This window comes from Streptomyces albidicamelliae, assembly GCF_025642175.1.
Lineage (GTDB): Bacteria > Actinomycetota > Actinomycetes > Streptomycetales > Streptomycetaceae > Streptomyces > Streptomyces albidocamelliae.
Window position 1 is genome coordinate 5,710,175 of record NZ_CP106795.1, and the last position, 19,156, is coordinate 5,729,330.

Annotated in this window: 11 protein-coding genes and 2 pseudogenes; 4 read left to right on the forward strand and 9 right to left on the reverse strand. The window is 73.6% G+C overall.

What is annotated here, in order from left to right; all coding sequences use genetic code 11:
• The first annotated feature begins 228 nt into the window (after positions 1 to 228).
• Positions 229 to 2,847: a glycosyltransferase family 1 protein gene (locus N8I86_RS26225; RefSeq protein ID WP_073889684.1), complete on the forward strand. Its 2,619-nt coding sequence runs from the start codon at positions 229 to 231 to the stop codon at positions 2,845 to 2,847.
• 100 nt (positions 2,848 to 2,947) lie between these two features.
• Here N8I86_RS26225 and N8I86_RS26230 read toward each other — a convergent pair whose 3' ends face one another.
• The 3 genes from N8I86_RS26230 to N8I86_RS26240 form a co-directional block, all read right to left on the reverse strand.
• Positions 2,948 to 3,469, reverse strand: coding sequence for a DUF1990 domain-containing protein (locus tag N8I86_RS26230; RefSeq protein WP_073889686.1), 522 nt, complete (start codon positions 3,467 to 3,469; stop codon positions 2,948 to 2,950).
• A gap of 70 nt (positions 3,470 to 3,539) precedes the next feature.
• Complete coding sequence (locus N8I86_RS26235; protein WP_263278848.1) at positions 3,540 to 5,201, reverse strand: M4 family metallopeptidase; 1,662 nt, start codon at positions 5,199 to 5,201, stop codon at positions 3,540 to 3,542.
• 244 nt (positions 5,202 to 5,445) lie between these two features.
• Complete coding sequence (locus N8I86_RS26240) at positions 5,446 to 7,497, reverse strand: M4 family metallopeptidase (protein ID WP_263278849.1); 2,052 nt, start codon at positions 7,495 to 7,497, stop codon at positions 5,446 to 5,448.
• 470 nt (positions 7,498 to 7,967) lie between these two features.
• Between N8I86_RS26240 and N8I86_RS26245 the strand changes: the two genes are divergently transcribed.
• A complete protein-coding gene (locus N8I86_RS26245) occupies positions 7,968 to 8,354 on the forward strand; it encodes a hypothetical protein (RefSeq protein ID WP_263278850.1) in 387 nt (128 codons plus the stop codon).
• 53 nt (positions 8,355 to 8,407) lie between these two features.
• Here N8I86_RS26245 and N8I86_RS26250 read toward each other — a convergent pair whose 3' ends face one another.
• Both N8I86_RS26250 and N8I86_RS26255 read right to left on the reverse strand, forming a co-directional pair.
• Positions 8,408 to 10,180, reverse strand: a complete 1,773-nt coding sequence (locus N8I86_RS26250; RefSeq protein ID WP_263278851.1) for an ABC transporter ATP-binding protein — start codon at positions 10,178 to 10,180, stop codon at positions 8,408 to 8,410.
• Positions 10,177 to 11,933 (reverse strand): annotated as a pseudogene (locus N8I86_RS26255) (ABC transporter transmembrane domain-containing protein). The gene N8I86_RS26250 and the pseudogene N8I86_RS26255 overlap by 4 nt, the downstream one beginning before the upstream one ends.
• A 233-nt stretch (positions 11,934 to 12,166) precedes the next feature.
• Here N8I86_RS26255 and N8I86_RS26260 point away from each other — a divergent pair.
• Positions 12,167 to 13,993, forward strand: a complete 1,827-nt coding sequence (locus tag N8I86_RS26260; protein ID WP_073890433.1) for an ABC transporter ATP-binding protein — start codon at positions 12,167 to 12,169, stop codon at positions 13,991 to 13,993.
• Positions 13,990 to 15,846, forward strand: a complete 1,857-nt coding sequence (locus tag N8I86_RS26265) for an ABC transporter ATP-binding protein (RefSeq protein ID WP_263278852.1) — start codon at positions 13,990 to 13,992, stop codon at positions 15,844 to 15,846. Before N8I86_RS26260 ends, N8I86_RS26265 begins: the two co-directional genes overlap by 4 nt.
• A 37-nt stretch (positions 15,847 to 15,883) precedes the next feature.
• Here the strand turns inward: N8I86_RS26265 and N8I86_RS26270 are convergent, their stop codons facing one another.
• The 4 genes and pseudogenes from N8I86_RS26270 to N8I86_RS26285 form a co-directional block, all read right to left on the reverse strand.
• Positions 15,884 to 17,140 (reverse strand): hypothetical protein, encoded by a 1,257-nt coding sequence (locus N8I86_RS26270; protein ID WP_404830832.1) that lies wholly within the window; start codon positions 17,138 to 17,140, stop codon positions 15,884 to 15,886.
• A 10-nt stretch (positions 17,141 to 17,150) separates the two neighbouring features.
• A pseudogene (locus N8I86_RS26275) lies at positions 17,151 to 17,873 on the reverse strand (dolichyl-phosphate beta-glucosyltransferase); the annotation flags it as partial.
• A gap of 131 nt (positions 17,874 to 18,004) precedes the next feature.
• Complete coding sequence (locus N8I86_RS26280; protein WP_263278853.1) at positions 18,005 to 18,619, reverse strand: hypothetical protein; 615 nt, start codon at positions 18,617 to 18,619, stop codon at positions 18,005 to 18,007.
• An 11-nt stretch (positions 18,620 to 18,630) separates the two neighbouring features.
• Complete coding sequence (locus tag N8I86_RS26285) at positions 18,631 to 19,137, reverse strand: SigE family RNA polymerase sigma factor (protein ID WP_073889700.1); 507 nt, start codon at positions 19,135 to 19,137, stop codon at positions 18,631 to 18,633.
• Positions 19,138 to 19,156 lie beyond the last annotated feature (19 nt).

Consider the following 19,156-nt stretch of genomic DNA (forward strand, 5'->3'; position numbering starts at 1 on the left):
TCCCACCCGGTTCGGGTGGGCAATCCGGCACTTTGTTAACTACTCACGCGTACGTCCACACACAAGACCGGCCCCATTTTCTCCGGGTGCCCGGTGACCGCGGCTTGACGCCCCGACACCCCCGCCGGGGAGTCCCCCACCGACGCCCGGGTAACCACTACCGTCGAGGGTGACGACGAGACGCACAACGCCGTGCGTCTCACCTGGCAACGCGTCCCGAGGTGGAATGTGAAGGCGATCCGTCGGTTCACCGTCCGTCCCGTGCTCCCCGCCCCCCTCCGGCCGCTGAGTGACCTGGCGCGCAATCTGCGCTGGTCCTGGCATGCGGAAACGCGCGACCTCTTCCAGTCCGTCGACACCGAGGCATGGGCCGCCGCCGCGGGCGACCCCGTACGTCTGCTGGGCACGGTACGGCCGGCCCGGCTGACCGAACTGGCCGGCGACCGGCGGTTCCTGCGCCGGCTGACGGCGGTCGCCGACGACCTGGACGACTATCTGACCGGCGACCGCTGGTACCAGACACAGGCCGACGGACTGCCCGCCGCCGTCGCCTACTTCTCGCCGGAGTTCGGCATCACGGCCGCACTGCCGCAGTACTCCGGCGGCCTCGGCATCCTCGCCGGGGACCACCTGAAGGCGGCCAGCGATCTCGGCGTACCCCTCATCGGCGTCGGGCTGATGTACCGGCACGGGTACTTCCGGCAGAGCCTGTCCCGCGACGGCTGGCAGCAGGAGCACTACCCGGTGCTCGACCCCAACGAGCTGCCCGTGACCCAGCTCAAGGACAGCGACGGCACCCCCGCCCAGGTCTCCCTCGCCCTGCCCGGCGGCAAGGCGCTGCACGCCCGGATCTGGCTGGCGCAGGTGGGCCGGGTGCCGCTGCTGATGCTCGACTCGGACGTGGAGGAGAACGACCTCGGCGAACGCGGCGTCACCGACCGGCTGTACGGCGGCGGCAGCGAGCACCGGCTGCTCCAGGAGATGCTGCTCGGCATAGGAGGTGTCCGGGCGGTGCGGACGTACTGCCGGCTCACCGGGCACCCGGCGCCGGAGGTCTTCCACACCAACGAGGGCCACGCGGGCTTCCTCGGGCTCGAGCGGATCGCCGAACTGTGCGAACGGCAGCTGGACTTCGACTCCGCGCTGGAGGCCGTGCGGGCGGGGACCGTGTTCACCACGCACACCCCGGTCCCGGCCGGCATCGACCGCTTCGACCGGGAGCTGGTCGCCCGGCACTTCGGGCCGGACGCGGAGCTGCCCGGCATCGACGTGCAGCGCGTCCTGGCGCTCGGCATGGAGACCTACCCGGGCGGCGAACCCAATCTGTTCAACATGGCCGTGATGGGCCTGAGGCTGGCCCAGCGGGCCAACGGGGTGTCGCTGCTGCACGGACAGGTCAGCCGGGAGATGTTCGCCGGACTGTGGCCGGGATTCGACCCCGAGGAAGTACCGATCACCTCCGTGACCAACGGGGTGCACGCCCCGACCTGGGTGGCGCCGGAGGTGCTGCGGCTCGGCGCCCGGCAGCTCGGCGCCCAGCGGGCCGAGGACGCGCTCACCGTCGGCGGCACCGAACGCTGGGACTCGGTCGCCGGCATCCCGGACGAGGAGGTCTGGGAGCTGCGCCGCACCCTGCGCGAGCGGCTGGTGCTGGAGGTGCGGGAGCGGCTGCGGGCGTCCTGGCGGCAGCGCGGTGCGGGGAACGCCGAGCTGGGCTGGATCGACGGGGTCCTCGACCCGGACGTCCTGACGATCGGGTTCGCCCGGCGCGTGCCGTCGTACAAGCGGCTGACGCTGATGCTCCGCGACCGGGACCGGCTGATGGAGCTGCTGCTGCATCCGGAGCGGCCGGTGCAGATCGTGGTCGCGGGCAAGGCGCACCCGGCGGACGACGGGGGCAAGCGGCTCGTCCAGGAGCTGGTGCGGTTCGCGGACGACCCGCGGGTGCGGCACCGGATCGTGTTCCTGCCCGACTACGGCATGGGGATGGCGCAGAGCCTCTATCCGGGCTGCGACGTCTGGCTGAACAACCCCCTGCGCCCGCTGGAGGCGTGCGGCACCTCCGGCATGAAGGCGGCCCTCAACGGCTGCCTCAACCTCTCGGTGCTGGACGGCTGGTGGGACGAATGGTTCCGGCCGGACTTCGGCTGGGCCATCCCGACCGCGGACGGGGCGGGCACGGACGCCGACCGCCGGGACGACATCGAGGCGGCGGCCCTGTACGACCTGATGGAGCAGCGGGTGACCCCGCGCTTCTACGAGCGGGGCCGCGGCGGACTGCCCGACCGGTGGATCCAGATGGTCCGGCAGACCCTCACCCTGCTCGGCCCGAAGGTGCTGGCCGGGCGCATGGTGCGGGAGTACGTCGACCGGCTCTACGCGCCCGCCGCGCAGGCCCACCGGGCGCTGACCCCGGACACGGCACGGGACCTGGCCGAGTGGAAGTCCCGGGTGCGGGCCGCCTGGCCCCAGGTGGGCGTCGGCCACGTCGAGACGACCGCCACGACGGCCACCGCGGAGCTGGGCACGACCGTCGGGCTGCGGGTGCGGGTGGCCCTGGGCGAGCTGGCCCCGGACGACGTCGAGGTGCAGGCGGTGTCCGGCCGGGTGGACGCGGAGGACCGGATCACGGACGCCACGATCGTCCCGCTGAAACCGGCCGGCGCCCCCGACCTGGAGGGCCGCTGCCTGTACGAGGGCCCCCTGTCCCTGGACCGCACCGGCCCCTACGGCTACACGGTCCGCGTCCTCCCCGCCCACCGCCTCCTCGCCTCCGGCGCGGAACTAGGCCTGGTGGCCGTCCCGGCGGAGGACGTGGTGGAGGGAGCAGGCGTCCTGCTGAGGTGACCACCCCTGCGAGGCCGTCCCCCCGTTCGGCCTCGCAGTCTGCTGCGGCGCGGTCGGCGCACACCCGGCCGCGCCGAGGCCGGTGCCCGGTCGACTCGTCTCAGCTCTCGTCCTCGTCGGCGCACAGGCGGCGGAGGACCGTTCCGCAGCGGCGGGCGTAGGCGTGCTGGAGGCCGCGGGTCGCGGCGCCGCCGGCGCGGGCGTACCACTTGGCCGGGCGGCTGAAGGCGGCGACCGTGAGCCATACCGTGCCGTCGCCCGTGCGGTCGACCACGAAGGCCTCCTCGCCGCACTCGGGGTGGCCCTCCAGCGTGCCGTACGCCCAGCCGGCCCGGCGGGGGTCCTCGGCCGTCCAGATCACGCGGCAGGGGGCCTTGACGATGCCGGCCAGGGTGACCGTGACGTCGACGCCGGGGGCCGCGCGGTCGGCGCCCGCGTCGATGCCCACGCCGAGCGCGCGGTGCATCTCCCAGGTCAGGACCGCCTCGGCGGCCCGCTGGAAGAGCCGCTGTCCTTCGCCGAGGCGGGTGCGCACGAGCATCGGGCGGAAGCCGGGCGGGCAGAAGGCCGGGTCGTCGCGTGTCGCGCCGACCGGCTCGTAGGTGAAGGGCGCCGGGGACATGGGTCACAAGGGTAGGGCGGTACCCGGGAGGACTTCCTCCCGGGTACCGCCCGAGCCTTCCCGGATGCGGCTAGCTGACGTTGACCGCCGACCAGGCCGCGGCGACCGTCTTGTACTCGGTGCTGGTGGAGCCGTACAGCGCGGACGCCGCGTTCAGGGTCGCCGTGCGGGCGGCCTTGTAGTTGGTCGTCGACGTCATGTACGTGGTCAGCGCCTTGTACCAGATCTGCAGCGCCTTGGCGCGGCCGATGCCGGTGACGGTGGAGCCGTTGGAGGTCGGCGAGTTGTAGGTCACGCCGTTGATCGTCTTCGAACCGCTGCCCTCGGCGAGCAGGTAGAAGAAGTGGTTCGCGACGCCGGACGAGTAGTGCACGTCCTTGGTGCCGACCGTGGACGACCAGGAGTCGGCGGAGCCGCCGTCCTTGCTGGGCTTGTCCATGTAGCGCAGCGGGGTGCCGTCGCCGTTGATGTCGATCTTCTCGCCGATGAGGTAGTCGCCGACGTCGGAGGAGTTGTTCGCGAAGAACTCCACACCCGTGCCGAAGATGTCCGAGGTGGCCTCGTTGAGGCCGCCGGACTCACCGCTGTAGTTCAGGCCCGCGGTGTTGGAGGTGACGCCGTGGCTCATCTCGTGGCCGGCCACGTCCAGCGAGGTGAGCGGGTGCGTGTTCGACGAGCCGTCGCCGTAGGTCATGCAGAAGCAGCTGTCGTCCCAGAAGGCGTTCACGTACGAGTTGCCGTAGTGGACACGGGAGTAGGCGCCGACGCCGTTGTTCTTGATGCCGCTGCGGCCGAAGGTGCTCTTGTAGAAGTCCCAGGTCTCCTGGGCGCCGTAGGCGGCGTCCACGGCGGCCGTCTGGTCCGTCGAGGAGCTGGAGGCCGCACCCGTGCCCCAGACGTTGTCGGCGTCCGTGAACAGGCTGCCGGTGCCCGACGTCTTGTGGGCCAGGTTGTAGGTCTTGTGACCGCCGCGCGTGGTGTCGTACAGCTGGTACGTCGAGCCCGACAGGTTGGTGGTGAGGCTGACGGTGCCGGAGTACAGGCTCTTGCCGGTGCCGGTCGCGTTCTCGATGCCCTGGTACTCGAAGAGCTTCTTGCCGGTGGCGGCGTCGGTGACGACGTGCAGCTGGTTCGGGGTGCCGTCGTCCTGGAGGCCGCCGACGACCGTCTCGTAGGCGAGGACGGGCTTGCCGGAGCCGGCCCAGATCACCTTGCGCGCGCCGTCCGCGGCGGACTTGGCGGAGCCGAGGGACTTGGCGGCGGACACCGCCTGCTTCTCGGCCTTGGCGGCGGAGATCTGCGGCTTGAGCGAGGCGACCTTGATGGTGGACTTGTTCGCTCTGGTGACGCCCTCGGCCTTGCCCGACTTGGCCGTGTGGACGACCAGGTCGCCGCCCAGCACGGGCAGGCCCGCGTAGGTGCGCTCGTAGCGGGTGTGCACGGTGCCGTCGACGTCCTTCACGACGTCCTTGACGACCAGCTTCTCCTTGGCGCCGAGGCCTATGCGCTGCGCGGTGCCGGCGGCGCCGGCCTGCGCCTTCTGGATCAGCGTGGTGCGGGCGGCGGCCGACAGCGTGGTCGGGGCCGCGGCGAGCGGCTTCGCGGCGGCCGATCCGGCCGGCGTCTGGGCCGAGGCGGTCGTGGTCAGACCGGTGGAGAGGAGGGCTCCGGCCGCGACGGCGGTGGCGACGGCCAGGGTGGTGCGCTTGTGACGCGCGTAGAGGGGGCTCACAGAAGCTCCTTCTTGTGGGGAGTCCGTCCGGCGTGGGGATGCCGTCGGGGTGTGGGGTGGTGAAGTTGCTGTGCTGCGGCGGGTGGAGAGAGAGTGACATCAGGGGCGCGTACATGTCAGGACCCTGAAGTGATGTTGGCCGAAAGGCGACTGTCCGATAAATGTTGCGGCCATGTGAACGGAGGCCGTCCGAGGGCACGGGACCCTCGAACGGCCTTGTGTTCGTGCGGCTTTGGCGTGCGGTTTACGGGAACGTCAGCTTCCAGCTGTTGATCGTTCCCGTGTCATAGGTGGCCTGATCCTGCACCTTCAACTTCCAGGTGCCGTTAGCCGATTCCGCAGCGGCGTTGACCGTGAAGGTCTGGTTCACGTCGTCCGCCGAGTCGGAGCCGCTGAAGCTCTTCAGGCGGTACGAGGTGCCCGACGGTCCGACGAGGTCGATCACCAGGTCGCCCCGCCAGGTGTGCGTGATGTCGACGCTCACCTGGAGGTTGTTCGGCGCGTTGCCGGTCCGGCCGGAGACCGTGATGTCCGAGGTGACGGCCGGGCCGTTGTCCGGGATCGACACCGGGGTGGTGTTCTCGTACGACGTACCGCCGCCGCCCCCGCCACCGGAGCGCGAGCCGACCCCGACGCCCGCCCAGGCGTCCTGCACCGCCTTGTACTCGGCGCTGGTGGCGCCGTACAGCTCGCCGGCCGCCGCGAGGGTGCCGGTGCGGGCGCCCGCGTAGTTGGTGGTGGACGTCCACTTGGTGGTCAGCGCGCGGTACCAGATCTGCAGCGCCTTGTCGCGGCCGATGCCGGTGACCGGGAGGTTGTCCGCGGTCGGCGAGTTGTAGGTGACACCGTTGATGACCTTGGTGCCGCTGCCCTCGCTCAGCAGGTAGAAGAAGTGGTTCGCGGGGCCCGACGAGTAGTGCACGTCGACGCCGCCGATGCCCGAGTACCAGCTGTCCTTGGACGCGCCGTCCTTGCTGGGCTTGTCCATGTAGCGCAGCGGGCTGCCGTTGCCGTTGATGTCGATCTTCTCGCCGATGAGGTAGTCACCGACGTCGGTGGAGTTGTTGGCGTAGAACTCCACGCCGGTGCCCATGATGTCGCTGGTGGCCTCGTTGAGGCCGCCGGACTCACCGCTGTAGTTCAGGCCCGCGGTGTTGGAGGTGACGCCGTGGCTCATCTCGTGGCCCGCGACGTCGATGGCGGTCAGCGGCTTGGCGTTGCCGGAGCCGTCGCCGTACGTCATGCAGAAGCAGCCGTCGTCCCAGAAGGCGTTCACGTACGAGTTGCCGTAGTGGACGCGGGAGTAGGCGCCGACACCGTTGTTCTTGATGCCGCTGCGGCCGAACGTGTTCTTGTAGAAGTCCCAGGTGGCCGCGGCGCCGTAGTGGGCGTCCGCGCCCGCGGTGGCGGCGTTGGAGTTGGTGCCGTTGCCCCAGGTGTCGTTGTTCTGCGAGTACAGGGTCCCGGTCCCCGACGAGCCGTGGTTCAGGTTGTACGTCTTGTGGTTGCCGCGCGCCCCGTCGTTGAGGGTGTACGTCGATCCCGACTGGGTCGTGGTCAGCGTGACCTGCCCGCTGTACTGGGTGTTGCCGACACCGGTGTCGATGCCCTGGTACTCGTAGAGCTTCTTGCCGGTCGTGGCGTCGGTGATGACGTGCAGCCGGTTCGGGGTGCCGTCGTCCTGGAGGCCGCCGACGACCGTCTCGTAGGCCAGCACGGGCTTGCTGTCCGCCGCCCAGATCACCTTGTGGACGCTGTCCGCGGCCGACTTCGTGCCGCCGAGTGCCTTCGCCCGCTGCACCGCCTGCTTCTCGGCGGCGGCCTTCGCCACGGCCGGGGTGAGCCCCGGGACCTTCAGCGTGGCGTTCGTGGCTCTGACGACGTCCATCGTCTTGCCCGATCTGGCGGTCACGACCAGGTCGCCGCCGAGCACCGGCAGTCCGCCGTAGGTGCGCTCGTAGCGGGTGTGGGTCGTGCCGTCGGCGTCCTTGACGACGTCCCGGACGACCAGTTTCTCCTTGCCGCCCAGGCCGATGGACCGGGCGGTCGCGGCCTTCGCGGCGTCGGCGTCGCGCAGCAGCTCCGCGCGCTGCGAGGGGGTGAGCCTGACGGCGACGTGGGCCGGGTCGGCCTTGCCTGCCTGCGGCTTCGCCGGTGCGGCACTGGCCGCACCCGTCTGCACGGCGGCGGCGATCAGGGCGGCGACGCCGGCGAGGGCGACGGTGGCGGTGCGGCGGTGCGTGAGGGTGCGCTGCGGGGTGTGGGAGGTGCGTCCGCGAGAGGAATTGCTTCTCAACACTGACTCCTTCTGCATGACCGCGGGTCGCGCGGCCAGGGGAGACCGGACGGTGGGTTGAAGACGTCCGGGCAGAACAGGGCGTTGCGCGGAACCTCGTGCAGGTGCGGAGCCGGCTCACGCAAGGTGCGTCAGCTGTGGGGTTGCTGTGAGTCGGCCAGGGAAGAGTGACAGGAATCACCGGACCTGTCAGGACCGCGTCACGAATTTGGCCAGAAATGCTCCGTTGACCGGATGTTCCTGTTCGGTATGCGAACCGGCAGGCCGGTGAAGGGGTTTGAGCCAGGGAGCGCCGCCGGGGGAGGACCGCGGGCAGGGACCGGGCGCCGGCCGGGGTCTGCGGCGGGGAGGGCCGACGAGCGGGGGGCGGATGAGCGGGCGCGGGACCGTCGGGCGGGCGGTACGGGTCGGGGCTGGTCGTGGCCGGGGTCCCGGCGCTGCCCTGGGGGGCCTGTGCATGGCCGGTCGCCGTGGCCGAGTACGTCCGGGGCGGGGACACCGCGCAGGCCGCCGCCGACCTGAGGGGCCTCGGGGTGCTTCTCGGCGGCGGAGCCCTCGTCGGGGTGCTGACGGGGCTCGTCCTCGCCGGGGTGCTGACACTCGTGTCGCGTCCGGTCCGCCGCACCGCGGGGTTCGCGTGGGCGGGGACGCCGACGGCCGGCGTGCTCCTCCCCGCGGAGTTCGCCGTGGCCGTGGCCGCCTTGGACGGGGGCTACGCGGAGTTCGCGCCGACCTTCCTGCTGTGGCCGGTGACGGCGGCGGTGGCCGGTCCGCACAGCGCCGACGTCGTGGGGCGCGCCCGCACCCGCGACCGGCTCTGGACACCCTGGCCGCCCGGACGGCTCCGGCGGGACTGAACCGCCTCCCGCGGGCGCCCGGACGGGGGCCGGTGCGGGGCGCTCCGGCGGGCTCAGCCCTTCCCGGTGTCCCCGGTGTCCCCGTGCCACGTGTGCCACAGGGCCGCGTAGGGGCCGTCGGCCGTCACCAGGTCCTCGTGCGTGCCCAGTTCCGTCAGCAGGCCGTTCTCCATGACGGCCACCCGGTCGGCGTCGTGCGCGGTGTGCAGACGGTGGGCGATCGCGATGACCGTACGGCCCCGCAGCACCGCGGCCAGGGCGCGCTCGGTGTGGCGGGCCGTGGCCGGGTCCAGCAGGGCCGTCGCCTCGTCCAGGATCAGGGTGTGCGGATCGGCCAGCACCACCCGGGCCAGGGCGAGCTGCTGGGCCTGGGAGCCGTCGGTGCGGCAGCCGCCCGCGCCGAGGCGGGTGCCGAGTCCGTCCGGCAGGGCGCGCACCCAGTCGTCCGCGCCCACCGCCCCGAGCGCGGCCCACAAGTCGGCGTCCGTCGCGTCCGGTTCGGCGATCAGCAGGTTCTCCCGGACCGTGCCGAGGAACACGTGGTGCTCCTGGGTGACCAGGACCACCTGACGGCGCAGCACCTCCGGCTCCAGCTCGGCGACCGGCACCCCGCCCACCGTCACCGTGCCGCTCCCCGGCCGGTCGATGCCCGCGAGCAGCCGGCTGAGCGTGGTCTTCCCGGCACCCGAGGGTCCCACCACCGCCAGCCGCTCCCCGGGCCGCACCGTCAGGTCCACCCCGCGCAGCACCTCGCCCCCGCGCTCGTACGCGTACCGCACCCCGCGCACGTCGATCCGGTCGTCCGCCGGCACCGGGGACCCGCCGCCCGCGTCCCCGCGCGGCGCCCGCGCCAGACCCTCCACCCGCGCGAACGACGCGCCGCTGCTCTGGAGTTGCTCCACCCGCATCAGGATCTGGTCCAGCGGCTCGGTGAACTGCCGCAGGTACAGCGCCGCCGCCACCACCGCGCCGACCCCGACCCCGCCCCGCGCGTGCAACCACCCGCCGAACAGCAGCACACCCGCCACCGGGACCGTGTACGTCACCTCGACCGCGGGGAAGAACACCGTCCGCAGGAACAGCGTGCGGAAGCGGGTCCGCCGGGACGTCTCCAGCGCGTCCCGGCTCGCCGCGGTCCGGCGCCCCCGGAGCCGGAACGCCTCCACGGTGCGGGCCCCGGCCGCCGTCGAGGCGACGATCTCCGCGATCTCCGACGTCGCCGCGCCCTCGGCGAGGTACCCGTCCCGGGCCCGCCGCAGATACCAGCGCAGCGCCAGCAGGATCGGGGTCAGGCCGAGCAGCCCGAACAACCCGAGCAGCGGATCGAGGGCGAACACCGCGCCGAGCACGAACAGCGCCTGCACACCGTTGACCAGCAGATCCGGGCCGACGTCCCGCAGCGTGGTGCCGACGGTCGCCACGTCCGCCGTGCCGCGGGCCGTCAGGTCGCCGGTGCCGGCCCGCTCCACCGCGGACGCGGGCAGCGCCAGCACCCGCTCGACGTACTCCTCGCGCACCCGGGCCAGCGTCCGCTCGCCGAACCGGTGGCCCACGTACCGCGCCCAGCGGGCCAGCAGCAGCTGCGCCACCGAGCACAGCAGGATCCACAGGGCGGGCCGGTCCACCGCGTCGACGCCGTGCCCGGCCCGCACCTCGTCGACGATCCGCCCGACCAGCCAGGGCCCGACCAGTCCCGCGCCCGCCGCGAGCGCGTTCAGCAGCAGCACCGCCGCGAACGCCCGGCCGTCCGCCCGCACCAGCCGCAGCGTCGCTCGCCGCACCCGGGACCGGTCCGCGACCGGCAGCAGCTGCTCACCCGCCGTCATCGCACAGCCTCCTCGGCGTCGGTGTCCACCGTGCCCGCCACGTGGTCCGTGTCGCCGGTGTCCCCGGCGTCCCGCGCCACCAGGGCCCGGTAGCCCGCCTCCCGGTCCAGCAGCCGCCGGTGCGGGCCGGTCGCCGCCACCTTGCCGTCGACCAGGAACACGACGGTGTCCGCACGGTCCAGCACCAGCGGGGAGGTGGACGTCACCACCGTCGTACGGCCCTCGCGCGCCGCACGCAGCCGTCCGGCGACCGTCGCCTCCGTGTGCGCGTCCAGGGCCGAGGTCGGCTCCACGGCGAGCAGCACCTCGGGATCGGCCAGCAGCGCCCGAACCAGCCGCAGCCGCTGCCGCTGACCGCCCGACAGGCTGCGGCCCTGCCCGGCCACGGGCGAGTCGGGCCCCCGGGCAGGCCGCGCACGACGTCCTCGGCGGCCGCCGCGTACAGCGCCCGGGCGAGGGCCGCGTCGCCGGCCGGGCGCTCGGCCGCCACCACGTCCCGCAACGGCCCCGCGAACAGGTCGGCCTCGTTGTCGGCGACCAGGATCCGCGCGCGCACCGCGTCCAGCGGGACCTCGTCGAGCCGTACCCCGCCCCACGTGGCGTCGGTCGGCCCGTACCGGCCGAGCCGGTCGATCAGGGCGGCGGCCTCGGCCGGCCGGGCGGCGGCGACCGCGGTCAGCCGGCCCGGCACCACCCGCACCCCGGACGCCGGGTCGTGCAGCTCGGCCGGTCCGTCCGGGGCCGCACGGCGGCCGGTGTCGGGCTCCGGCTCCAGCCGCAGCAGCCGTACCACCCTGCGCGCGGCCACCACGCCCCGGTTCAGCTCGTAGGCCATCATGACGAAGAACGCCACGGGCCCGATCAGCACCGCCACATAGCCGTACACCGACACCAGCTCGCCGACGGTGATGGCGCCCCGCGCCGCCAGCCGGGCGGCGAGCCAGGTCACCACCGCGAGGAAGAGGGTGGGCAGGCCCATGCCGAGCGCCTGCACCCAGCTGGCCACCGCGCCCACCCGGTAGCCCTGCGCCCGCAGCCGCTGCGAGTCACGCCGGAAGGCCTCCGCGAACAGGCCCTTCCCGCCCAGCCCGTTGAGGACGCGGAGGCCGCCCGCGAGGTCCCCGATCCGCGCGGTGAGCACACCCTGCCGCTCCCGGTACTCGCTCTCCGCGCCCTGCAGCCGCCGCGTCAGCGGCCCGGTGAGCAACGCGATCACCGGCACCCCGAGCAGCACCACGGCGGCGAGCGGGACGGAGACGGCCAGCAGCAGGCCGGCCACCACCGCGTACACCACGACCGAGCCGACCCCCGGCCCGACCACGGTCAGCGCCTGCGCCAGGGTCTGCACGTCGCCGACCCCGATCGTCACCACCTCGCCCGCCCCGGCCCGGCGCGGCAGCGCGGCCCCGAGACGTACGACGTGGTCCACGACCACCTTCACCGTGCGGAAGTTGGCGTCCATCCGCACCCGCGTCATCGTGCGGTGCCGCATGATGCTCAGCCAGGCGTTCACCGCCCCGACCACGAACATCGCCACCGTCCAGCCGGCCAGCACCCCCGGCCGCCCCGGCACCAGACCGTCGTCCACGGCCCGCGCCGTCATGTACGGCTGCGCCGCCAGCAGCACCATCCACGTACTGCCCAGCAGCGCCCCGGCCGCGGACCGGCCCGGCTGGCGCAGCACCAGCCACCACAGATAGCGCCAGCCGCCCCGGGTGTCGGGCCTGCCCGGGTCCTCGTAGACGTCGATCATCCGTCCCCCGATCCGCTCGGCCGCGCCGGGAGCGGGGCCCGGCCGGAAACGTCGAACCTATCCGGGGGCGGGGACGCGGCTCCAGGGAATAAAGAGCGCCACCCGGGTGAGCGGCCGGCTCCCGCGGCAGTGCGCACGGGCTCGCGAACGCGCAGGTCGTAGGACCAACGGCGGAGCCGGGTCCGGCCGAAACTCAGTGGGCTTCGTCCGTGCCGGTCCGTAGGCTCGCGGTGATGCCCACGACACGTGCAACCACCGAGGACCGTTCCGCCGTACGCACCCTGGCGCGGCTGTGGCCCTACGTCCGGCCCGTCCGCGCCCGGCTGTTCACGGCCGCGTTCGTCGCGGTCGTCGCCTCCTGCACCGGGCTGGTGATCCCGCTCGTCCTGAAGTGGATGGTCGACGGACCGGTCGCCGGACGGGATCCGGCCGGGGTGTGGCTCGGGGCCCTCTGCCTCCTGCTGCTCGGTGTCGCCGAGGCGGTCCTGTTCGGGATACGGCGCTGGCTGGTGGCCCGCCCGCTGTCGCACGTCGAGGCGGAGATGCGGGCCGGTCTCTACCGGCACCTCCAGCGCCTGCCGGTCGCCTTCCACGACCGCTGGGCGTCCGGCCAGCTGCTCTCCCGGGGCACGACCGACCTGATGCTGGTACGGATGTTCCTGGCCTTCCCGCTGACCTTCCTGCTGGTCAACAGCGTGACGATCCTCGTCGGCGTGGTGATCATGCTCGTGCAGGACTGGACCCTGGGCCTGGTCGTCCTCGTGCCCGCGGTCCCCGTCGTCTGGACCTGCGTGATCTTCGAGCGGCGCTACGCGGAGGTGGCCCGGCGCGCCCAGGACCAGGTCGGCGACCTGACCACGGTGGTCGAGGAGAGCGTGCTCGGCATCCGGATCATCAAGGGCTTCGGCCACCACCGCAGCCAGGCACGGGCGTTCGGCGAACTGGCGGTCGGCCTGCGCGGCACCGAACTGCGCAAGGCACGGCTGCTCGCCACCATCTGGGGAGTCATCGTCACCCTGCCCGAGATGGCGATCGGGGCGGCCCTGGTCCTCGGCGCCGTACAGGTGGCCGACGGGGACCTGTCGGCGGGCACGCTGGTCGCCTTCCTCAGCACGGCGCTCGCGCTGCGGTGGCCGGTGGACTCGATCGGATTCCTGCTCGCCATGAGCCAGGAGGCGGCGACGGCGACCGAGCGGTACTTCGAGGTGCTGGACGAGACGCCGGAGGACGGCCCGGCCGGCGCGGCGCCCGGCCCGGCACCGCGGGGCGCCACCGCGCCGGGGGAGGCGCGTCCGGCGGCGGCCGCGCGCGGCCTGCGCTTCGAGGACGTGCGGTTCCGCTACCCCGACGCACCCCCCGGCTCCCCACCGCTGCTCACCGGCGTCGACCTGCACATCCGGCCCGGCGAGTCCATGGCCCTCGTCGGGGCCACCGGCAGCGGCAAGACGACGCTCACCGCCCTCGTGCCCCGCCTGCACGACGTCACCTCCGGCCGCATCACCCTCGACGGCGTCGACATCACCGCGATGCCCCGCGCGGAACTGCGCGCCCGGGTGGCCGTGGCCTTCGAGGAACCCACGCTGTTCTCCACGAGCGTCGGTGAGAACGTGCTCATGGGCGCGGCGGACGGCACCGGCCGGAAGGAACTCGACCGGGCCCTCGCCGTGGCCCAGGCCGAGTTCGCGCACGACCTGCCGGACGGCACCGCCACCCGCGTCGGCGAACAGGGCCTCAGCCTCTCCGGCGGCCAGCGCCAGCGTCTCGCGCTGGCCCGGGCGGTGGTCGGCCGGCCGGAGTTCCTCGTGCTGGACGACCCGCTGTCCGCGCTGGACGTGCACACCGAGGCCGCCGTGGAGGCGGCACTGCGCCAGGTCCTCTCCGACACCACCGCCCTGATCGTCGCCCACCGGCCGTCCACTGTGCTGCTCGCCGACCGGGTCGCCCTGCTCTCGGACGGCCGGATCGCCGCCGTCGGCACCCACCACGAACTGCTCCGCGACAACGCCGAGTACGCCCGTCTGATGTCCGGGGAATCCGAGGAACAGGAGGACATCCGTTGACCACGACCGCCTCCACCCCCGCCGTCGCCGAGGACGACGAACGCCCCCGCCCGCAGGACGCCGGCGACCCCTTCGACCGGGACGTCCTGCCCACCCCGCCCGGCGCCACCCCCGCGCTGCTGCGCTCCCTGCTCGCACCGATGAAGGCCCGCGCGGCCCTCACCACCCTCCTGCTGCTGCTCCAGCAGGCCGCCGTGCAGGCGGGCCCGCTGCTGGTGGCGTACGCCATCGACAACGCCGTACCCGCGTTCCGGGACCACCGGCACGGTCCGCTGATCGCGGTCGGCGCCGGCTACCTGCTGTGCGCCCTCGCCTCCGGCGTGCTCCAGTTCGCGTTCATCGAGACCTCCGCCCGGGTCAGCCAGGACGTCCTGCTCGACCTGCGCGGCCGGATCTTCCGGCACGCGCAGGCGCTGAGCGTCGACTTCCACGAGCGGTACACCTCGGGCCGGCTGATCTCCCGCTCCACCACGGACGTCGAGTCGCTGCGGGAACTCCTCGAGGAGGGGCTCCAGGAGCTGGTGACCGTCGTGCTGTCCTTCGTCTACATCTCGGTGATGCTGCTGTGGCTCGACCTCGGCCTGGGCGCGGTCGCGGTGGCCTCCTTCGTGCCGCTGTACCTGCTCGTCCGGCTCTACCAGCGGCGCGCGGGACGGGTGTTCCGGGCGCGCTCCACGGCGATCGCCGCGGTCATCGTCAAGTTCGTGGAGACGATGAACGGCATCCGCCCGGTGCGCGCGTTCCGCCGGGAGGGCGCCAACGAGGGCGAGTTCGCCGTCCTCAACGAACGGCACGAGCGGACGAACGGCGACTCGCTGCTGGAGATGGCCCGCTACGTGGTCGGCTCGCGCCTGGTCGCCAACACGGCGGTCGCGGGGATCGTGCTGTGGGGCGCCTACCGGGTCGCGTCCGGCTCGCTGGAACTGGGCGTGCTGGCGGCGGCGGTGCTGTACCTGCGCCGGCTGTACGACCCGATCGACCGGCTCGGGATGTTCCTGAACTCCTACCAGTCGGCCGCCGCCTCCCTGGAGAAGATCGCCGGGCTGCTGGCGCAGACCCCGTCCGTGCCGGAGCCGTCGGCGCCCCGCGAACTGCCCCCGGCGAAGGCCGGCTTCCCCGGGCGCGAGGTGGTCTTCGACGGCGTCCGCTTCGCCTATCGCACCGGCGGCGAGGTGCTGTCCCGCTTCGACCTGACCCTGCCGGCCGGGCAGACCGTCGCCGTCGTCGGCACCACCGGCGCCGGCAAGTCCACCCTGGCCAAGCTCCTCGCCCGGTTCTACGACCCCTCCGAGGGACGCGTGCTGCTGGACGGGGTCGACCTGCGCGACCTGCCCGTGCCCGAGCTGCGGCGCGGGGTGGTGATGGTGACGCAGGAGGCGTTCCTGTTCTCGGGCACGGTGGCGGACAACATCGCGATCGGCCGGCCCGACGCGGGACGGGAGGAGATCGAGCGGGCCGCGAAGGCGATCGGCGCGCACGAGTTCATCAGCGCGCTGCCCGACGGCTACGACACCGACGTCCGCAAGCGCGGCGGCCGGATCTCGGCCGGTCAGCGTCAGCTCGTGGCGTTCGCCCGCGCGCTGCTCGCCGACCCGGCCGTGCTGATCCTGGACGAGGCGACCAGCTCCCTGGACATCCCGGGCGAACGGGCCGTGCAGCGGGCCATGTCGACGGTGCTGAAGGGCCGGACCGCCGTGGTGATCGCGCACCGGCTGTCCACCGTGGAGATCGCGGACCGGGTGCTCGTGATGGAGCACGGCCGGATCGTCGAGGACGGCCACCCCGACGAGCTGATCGCCGGCACGGGCAGATTCGCCGACCTGCACCGGGCCTGGCGGGACAGCCTGGCCTGACTGCCGGGTCCGGCCCGGCGGGAGGCCCCGGGCCGGATCACGGCACCCCGAGCTCGAACAGGGCGTAGCCCGCGTACGAGCCGGAGGCGAGCGCCGCGATGCCGAGCAAGGTGCACTGCAGGGGAAGGCTCAGCCGTCGCAGGCCGAGCGCCAGCGGCAGGAACAGCGGGAAGCAGGGCAGCAGGTAGCGGGAGATGTTGGCGACGATCTGCTGGCTGCCGAGCACCAGGGCGAGCGTGAGGACGGTGTACACGACCAGCACCGCCGGGGGGCGCAGCCGCACCAGCAGCGGCAGCAGCGCGCAGGCGAGCAGGATGACGGCGACCGAGATGACGTCGGCGAAGGGGTAGGCGAAGAGGTAGTCGAACTTGCCCACCGGTACGGACGTCAGCACGTCCCAGGTCTGCTCGCCGTAGTCGAAGCTGTGCGCCCAGGCGCCCGACTGGAGGGCGAAGTAGCCGCCCAGGTCGCCCATGCGGTCGCCGACCCAGAGCAGATAGCCGAGCAGCCCGAGCGGTGCCAGCGCGAGGGCGACCAGCGGGCGCAGGGCGCCGTCCTCCCGGCGGCGCAGGGACAGCAGCACGGCGACGGCCAGCGCCGCGATCAGCGCGGCGGCCGTGGGCCGGTTGAGGCCGGCCGCGAAGGTGAGCAGCCCGGCCGTGAGCCAGCGTCGGGTCATGACGGCATGGCAGGCCCAGGCGGCCAGGGCCACGTACAGGGAGTCGGAGTAGACCGCCCACTCCACGCCCGAGCCCGGCCACACCGCCCACAGCCCGGCCGCGGCGAGCCCGGCCCGCCGGCCGCCGAGGCGCTCGGCGACGGCGTGGATGCCGAGGGCGGCGGCGAAGGACGCCACGATCGACACCAGCAGCCCGGCGCCGTACGAACCGAGGCCGGTGACGGCGGAGGTCATCCGGATCAGCGCCGGATAGAGCGGGAAGAACGCCGCCGAGTTGCCCTCCAGCGTGATCAGGCCGGTGGCGCCCGGGACCGGGACGAGTCGCGGGTCGTAGCCGTGCAGGGCGATCTGCTGGTACCACCAGCCGTCCCAGGTCGCCAGCACGTCCCAGGCGTGCGCGCCGCCGCCGAACCGGGGGTGCTTGGTGCGGTAGTCCCCGGCGGACGACAGCAGGTACATGAAGGAGCAGAAACCGGCCAGTTTGAGCGCGCCGAACAGGGCGAGGACCGGGCCGTGCCGGCGGACGGCGGCCCGCAGCCGCTCGCCGGGCTCGGGCCGGGGGCGGAGGCCAGGGTGCGGGGCAGGGTCGCGGTCACCGGGGCACCGCCACGGCACACGGCCGGCGGCGGCCGAGCGCGCGCCGCATCCGCGCGATCCCGCGCAGGTCCGCCAGCGCGGTCGCGAGGATGTCCACGCTGCTGTCCGGGTCGTCGACCCAGTCCACCGGGACCTCGTGGATCCTGAGGCCCGCCCGCTCGGCCAGCACCAGCAGCTCGGTGTCGAAGAACCACTCGCCGTCCCGCACCAGCGGCAGCAGCCGCTCGGCGGCCTCGCGGCGCACCGCCTTGAACCCGCACTGCGCGTCGGAGAAGCCGACGGCGAGCGTGCACCGCAGCAGCACGTTGTAGCAGCGGGATATGACCTCCCGCCTGGCCCCGCGCACCACCCGCGCGCCGGGGGCGAGCCGGCTGCCGATGGCGAGGTCGGAGTGGCCGGATATGAGCGGGGCGACCAGCGGCAGCAGCGCGGCGAGCCCGGTCGACAGGTCGACGTCCAGGTAGGCCAGCACGGGGGCACGCGAACCCGACCAGGCCGCTCGCAGCGCCCGGCCGCGTCCCTTCTCGGGCAGCCGGAGCGCGGCCACCTCGGGCAGCTCCTCGGCGAGCCGGGCGGCGATCAGCGGGGTGCGGTCGGTGCTCGCGTTGTCCGCGACGGTGATCCGGAACGGGTAGGGGAAGGTGTCCCGCAGGTGCGCGTGCAGCCGGCGGACGTTCGGCTCCAGGTCCTTCTCCTCGTTGAACACCGGCACGGCCACGTCCAGGACGGGCTCCTCGTGGTGCGTCGGCAGGGGCGCGCGCCGGGGCACGGGGGCCGCGGCGGGTGGCCGGCCCGGTCGGATGTCTGTCACGTGAGTCCCTGGGTGTCGTCGGTCGTCGGCGTGCCGCGGGCACGCGGGGGGAGCGGCAGGACGGTGGCGGGCTAGCCGTTCCGGCCGGCCGCGGTGGTCTCCGGTGCCGTGGCCGGCGGTGTGGTGCCGTCGTCCCCGGGCGTGGCCGTCGCCGTGGCGGTCGCCGTGGCCTTCGCCGTGTCGGTCGGCGGCCGCACGGTGCCGGTGACCGAACTCCCGCCGTTGATCGGGGGCTCGGAGGTGGTCGGGTCGCCGTCGGGCGTCGGGAATTCCGACGTCGCCGGTGCGGACGGGGTCGCGCTCGGCGTCGGGGTCGGCGAGGTCGTCGTGCTCGGTTCCGTCAGCGGCCGCGGATGCGGCGCGCTCGGCCGGTCGTCGATGTGGCCGTGCGGCCACAGGAACAGGCCGAGTCCCAGGCCGGCCACCGCCAGGACGGACCCGGCCGCCCGGCGTACGGCCCGCACCCGGCGGCGCGTCCGCACGCCCGCCCGCAACCGTTCTTGGTGCCGGACGTCGAAGGACGCCTGCTCGCGGGCGGAGTGCATCAGCCGGCTCAGCTGACGCTCGAAGTGGTCGTGCCGGTCCCCGTGCGCGGGCCCGTCGCCGTGCCCGCCGAGGGGCCGGTGATCCCCGCGGTCCAGGTGATCCCCGCCGTCCGTGCCGTCCAGGTGCTCCATGCGGTCCATGGGTCTCTCCCTCACCCCACCGGCTCGATGACGTCGGCCAGGAGCCGGCGCAGCCGGGCCACCCCGCGCGCGGCGTGGGACCGGGCCGTGCCCACCGGGCAGCCCAGCACCTCCGCGACCTGCCGGTCCGGCAGGTCCTGGTAGTAGCGCAGCACCACGGCGGCGCGCTGCTGCGGCGTCAGCTGCGCGAGCGCCGCCTCCAGCCGGGAACGCTCCGCCACGGTCGCCGACACGTCGCCGGCCGCCGCCACCTCGGGCAGCTCGTCCACGGGACGCTCGCCCCACCAGCGCCGCCGGGCGGAACGGGCCGCGGCGCGGGCCAGCACCTTGCGGACGTACGCCTCCGGTGCCTCGTCGGCCACCTTCGGCCAGACGAACCACAGCTTCACCAGGGACTCCTGCAACAGGTCCTCGGCCCGGTGCCGGTCCCCGCCGGTGAGCAGACGGGCCAGATGGAACAGCACCGACCAGCGGGCCGCCACGAACGCGTCGTACTCACCGGCCCTCGTCTGCTCCATCCCCACGGTCCCCGTCCTC

Excerpts from the sequence above, each read along its gene's own strand:
- N8I86_RS26260 (WP_073890433.1), top strand. The coding sequence starts at position 12,167 with ATGCCCACGACACGTGCAACCACCGAGGACCGTTCCGCCGTACGCACC.
- N8I86_RS26230 (WP_073889686.1), bottom strand. The coding sequence starts at position 3,469 with ATGTCCCCGGCGCCCTTCACCTACGAGCCGGTCGGCGCGACACGCGAC.
- N8I86_RS26285 (WP_073889700.1), bottom strand. The coding sequence starts at position 19,137 with ATGGAGCAGACGAGGGCCGGTGAGTACGACGCGTTCGTGGCGGCCCGC.
- N8I86_RS26250 (WP_263278851.1), bottom strand. The coding sequence starts at position 10,180 with ATGACGGCGGGTGAGCAGCTGCTGCCGGTCGCGGACCGGTCCCGGGTG.
- N8I86_RS26280 (WP_263278853.1), bottom strand. The coding sequence starts at position 18,619 with ATGGACCGCATGGAGCACCTGGACGGCACGGACGGCGGGGATCACCTG.